The organism is Candidatus Aminicenantes bacterium (assembly GCA_026393795.1).
Lineage (GTDB): Bacteria > Acidobacteriota > Aminicenantia > UBA2199 > UBA2199 > UBA2199.
The window spans coordinates 1-3,518 of sequence record JAPKZL010000076.1; the positions used below are offsets into that span (position 1 = coordinate 1).

Sequence of the window (3,518 nt, forward strand, 5' to 3'; positions counted from 1 at the left end):
TGGCTGATATTGCCAAGAATGATGCAAGTTGTTACGTGCGCATAGCCGCTGCGGATAAGCTCAATGATCAGTCTATTGCGCAAAAAGTTTATGCTGATTTGGCTAAAACTGGTGAAAACGATAATTTGCGACAAGATGCAATAAGAAAACTTAACGACCAGACTCTCCTGGCTGATTTTGCCAAAAATGAAAAAAACGGCTATGTACGCCTGGTTGCTGTAGATAAACTAAATGACAAATCTCTTGCCCAAACTATTTATATTGATATTGCCAAAAATGATGAAGAATATAGGGTGCGCAAGGCAGCTGTGGAAAAACTTATTGACCAATCGGCATTGGCTGATGTGGCAAAGAATGGCAAAAACTCTGATGATCGTTTGGCAGCGGTGAGAAAGCTTGATAACAAAGATTGCCTGGCCGAAATTGCCCTGAATGATGAAAATGAACAAGTACGCACAGAAGCGGCATATAAAGTTGTCAACCAGGCTGTTCTCACAAAGATTGCCCGGAATGATAAAAATGGTGAAACACTTTTGGTTGCCGCAAATAAACTCAATAACAAGTCTCTTGCGCAAATTGTTTATGCTAATATAGTAAAGAATGATACAAATTTGCTTGTGTTCGATCAAGCCTTGAGAAAACTTACCAACCAGGCTCTTCTCACCGAGATTGCCAGAAAAAGTAAAAAAGGATATGTGCGCTTGGCTGCAGCAGGTAAACTCAATAGTAAGTCTCTGGCACAAACCATTTATATCGATATTGCCAGGAATGATGAGGAATATAGTGTGCGCCAGGCAGCGGTGGAAAAACTTACTGACCAGAATGTGCTGGCCAAAATTGCCAGGAATGATAAAGATAAAAATGTGCGCTGGGTCGCGGTAGAAAAAATTACCAGTCGGGCTGTTCTTGCCGATATTGCCAAGAATGATGAAGAAATTGATGTGCGCAATGCCGCGTTAAGGAGACTCCAGGAGCTTCAGAGAAAATAAACAATTGCTGGCATTTCAAATAAAAGATAATTTGACCTCAATTTTTCCTGATGTTACAATGACTTTTGAGTAATATAATTGTGCTAATAGACCATTACTTAGATGATGACTATTCCCAACAATAATGGGAAAATAGGTTACAGGTACTATTATGAAAAAAGTTAAGGTCGGAGTGATCTTCGGCGGCAAGTCGGCGGAACATGCGGTGTCGCTGATGTCGGCGAAGTCCGTTTGGGAGAACCTGGACAAAGAGCGTTACGAGCCCTTCCTGATCTATATCGACAGGGCGGGGGAGTGGTGCCTGACCAAGAACACAAGTTTCAAGGAAGAAGAGTTAAAGCAGGAAAATTTCAACTCCTTCATGCCTTGGAGTTCCTGCTTGGTCGAGGCCGTCGACGTCGACATCTACTTCCCGATGCTTCACGGCCCCAACGGCGAGGACGGCCGCATCCAGGGGCTGTTCGAAATGGCCGGCAAGCCCTTCGTGGGCGCCGGCAGCTTCTCCTCGCAGCTGGCCATGGACAAGGTCGTTTCCAAGCTCCTGTTCGCCCAGGCCGGGCTGAAACAGGCGCCGTTCCTCCATTTCAGCGAGAACATCCACGAGCAGATCGTTGAGCTGGCCGAGAAGAAGCTCGGCTACCCGGTCTTCGTCAAGCCCTGCTCGCTGGGGTCGTCGGTAGGCATCCGCAAGGCCAAGGATCGGGACGGGCTCCTGGCCGCTGTCGATCTCGCCTTCGGCTACGATAATAAGATCGTCATCGAGAAGGTCATCGCCATGCGCGAGCTCGAGGTCTCGGTCATGGGCAACGACGAGATCATGGTCTCGGCGCCCGGCGAGCTGCTGCCCGCGAATGAATTTTACGACTACGCCGACAAGTACTTGGACGGCAAGACCCAGTTCCGCATCCCGGTCCAATTGGGCGAAAAGATCGAAGCTCAGGTCAGGAAAACCGTTCACAAAGCCTACCGCACCCTGTTCCTTAACGGCTACGCCCGCGTCGACCTCTTCCTGGAAAACAACAGCGATGAAGTGTTGATCAACGAGATCAACACCATTCCCGGCTTCACCACCATCAGCATGTTTCCCAAGCTGTGGCAGGCGCAGGGCATCACGTTCAGCCAATTGCTCGACTGCCTCATCGATTACGGATTTGATCATTTCGCCAGGCGCAAGGAAAACGTCGATGCGGGTATTGGCCGTTGACTTCGGCAGCAAGCGCATCGGCCTGGCCGTGGGCAATTCACAGACCCGCGTGGCCACGCCGCTGCAGCAGATCCCGGCCCACAACCGCCGCCATGTCCTGGAAGAGATCGTCAAGCGCATCGGGGAGTTCGAGATCGAGGCCATCGCCATCGGCTACCCGCTGAACATGGACGGCAGCCGCGGCCCCGCCTGCTTGAGGATCGATCAGTTCATCGGCTATTTGAGCAAGCGCATCGCGTTGCCCATCTCCCGTGTCGATGAGCGGCTGAGCAGTGTCGCGGCCGAGGAAATGGGCAGGGAATTGAGCGCCAATTACCGCCAGCGCAAAACGTTTCTGGACAGCCTGGCCGCCCAAGTCATCCTGAAAAACTATTTCGAGCAGCAATGAAAAAAGCCATCCTCTACCTGTTCCTCGCCGCCGCGCTTCTGCTGGCCTGGTTCGGCTTCGATGTCTACCGCAAGGTGTTCGTGCCCTACCAGGGCTATCCGGCCAAAACCATCGTGCGCATCAAGCCCGGCTATTCGGTGGCCGCCATCAGCTTTCTGCTGCAGCGGCAGGGGGTCATCGCCAGCGCCGCTTACTTCAAGCGCTACTACAGCCTGTTTTTCCGCGGCAAGACCCTGAAGGCGGGAGAATATCTCTTCGACGGCCCGCTGACCATGCGCCAGGTCATAAAAAAACTCGATCTGGGCAAGGCGATCCTCTACAAACTAACCTTCACTGAAGGCTTGATGATCGAGGACATGGCGATGATTTTTCAGGAAGCCGGACTGTTCAGCGCCGGGGAATTCATGCACGCCGCCCGCAATACCGACCCGATCGGTGACCTGGACGCGGATGCCGACGACCTCGAGGGCTACCTTTTCCCCGACACCTACCTGGTGCGCAAGGACATATCGGCCTCGGAAATGGCGGCGCTGATGGTCAAACATTTCCGCGAGATTTTTTCCAACACCCTCATCTGGCGCGCCCGCGACATCGGTCTCACCGTCCGCCAGGCGGTCATCATGGCCTCGCTGATCGAAAAGGAGACCGCCGCCCGCGACGAACGCTTCCTGATCTCCTCGGTTTTTCATAACCGCTTGCGCCACCGGATGTTGCTCGACTGCGATTCCACCATTATCTATGCCCTTAAAAAAGCCGGCCTCTACCGGGGGAAGCTGGGCTGGGACGACCTGAAGTTTCCTTCCCCATACAACACCCGCCTGTACCGGGGACTGCCGCCCGGCCCCATCGCCAACCCCGGCTATGCCTCCCTGGAAGCCGCCCTGTATCCGGAAAACAGCGATTATCTTTTTTTCGTGGCCAAGGACGCCGGGTCGCA

Annotated in this window: 4 protein-coding genes; all 4 read left to right on the forward strand. The window is 52.8% G+C overall.

Annotated elements, in window-relative coordinates:
- Positions 1-989: hypothetical protein (locus tag NTW95_03705; protein ID MCX6556528.1), on the forward strand; the 989-nt coding region annotated here is incomplete at its 5' end.
- Positions 990-1,140: 151 nt separating this feature from the next.
- Positions 1,141-2,193 (forward strand): D-alanine--D-alanine ligase, encoded by a 1,053-nt coding sequence (locus tag NTW95_03710; GenBank protein ID MCX6556529.1) that lies wholly within the window; start codon positions 1,141-1,143, stop codon positions 2,191-2,193.
- Positions 2,174-2,581: a Holliday junction resolvase RuvX gene (gene ruvX, locus NTW95_03715; protein ID MCX6556530.1), complete on the forward strand. Its 408-nt coding sequence runs from the start codon at positions 2,174-2,176 to the stop codon at positions 2,579-2,581. Before NTW95_03710 ends, ruvX begins: the two co-directional genes overlap by 20 nt.
- The coding region (gene mltG, locus NTW95_03720; protein MCX6556531.1) for an endolytic transglycosylase MltG at positions 2,578-3,518 on the forward strand (941 nt) is incomplete at its 3' end. The genes ruvX and mltG, both read left to right, overlap by 4 nt.